Annotated in this window: 1 protein-coding gene; it reads left to right on the top strand. The window is 59.5% G+C overall.

From position 1 onward, the window contains the following. Positions 1–42: 42 nt before the first annotated feature. A protein-coding gene (locus NKH80_RS30050) for an IS5 family transposase (protein ID WP_156937481.1) occupies positions 43–806 on the top strand; the annotation gives its coding sequence in 2 pieces (ribosomal slippage) (positions 43–382 and positions 382–806; 765 coding nt in all). Positions 807–810 lie beyond the last annotated feature (4 nt).

Genomic DNA, 810 nt, shown 5'->3' with positions numbered 1-810 from the left:
TTGATCTCTGTTGGGTGATTCAAGGTGGCAGGAGGTGCCGCCTTGAGTGATTTGCTGATGTTGACGCCGGAGCAGATGCGCCGGATCGAGCCCTATTTTCCTTTGTCGCATGGTGTGCCGCGTGTAGATGACCGCCGGGTGCTGAGCGGCATCCTGTTCGTGATCCGCAATGGTCTTCGCTGGCGAGATGTCCCTTCCGACTACGGTCCGCACAAGACTATCTACAACCGCTTCATCCGCTGGAGTCGGCTGGGTGTGTTCAACCGCATCCTGGCGGAACTGGCCGCGCAGGGCGGCGAAACGGACAATCTGATGATCGATGCCACCCATCTCAAAGCGCATCGCACTGCCGCCAGCCTCCTTAAAAAGGGGCTCTATCCCGATGTATCGGACGCAGCCGAGGCGGACTGACCACCAAGCTGCAAGTGGTCTGTGACGGCAAGGGACGTCCGCGGCTGCTGCATCTGAGCGAAGGGCAGGCCAATGATCACAAGACTGCTGCGGCAGTGATCGAGGATTTGCCCGCCGCCAAATCCCTGCTCGCCGATCGGGCCTACAGTTCAGCGGCCTTCCGCCAGGCGCTCGTCGAGCGCGGTATCACGCCATGCATTCCACCCCATGCCAAGCATCGTGTTCAGCACAGCTACGATCCTGTCCTATACCGACAACGCCACAGGATCGAGAACATGTTCGCACGCCTCAAAGACTGGCGACGCATCCACACCAGATACGACCGATGTGCTCACACCTTCCTGTCGGCGATCGCCTTCGCTGCAGCCTTCATCTTCTGGATCAATGAGTCCTGACCCT

The sequence above is a fragment of the Mesorhizobium sp. M0904 genome (assembly GCF_040319475.1).
Classification (GTDB): domain Bacteria; phylum Pseudomonadota; class Alphaproteobacteria; order Rhizobiales; family Rhizobiaceae; genus Mesorhizobium.
Note: the sequence above shows the minus strand (reverse complement) of the source record. Positions and strands in the feature narration are given on the sequence as shown.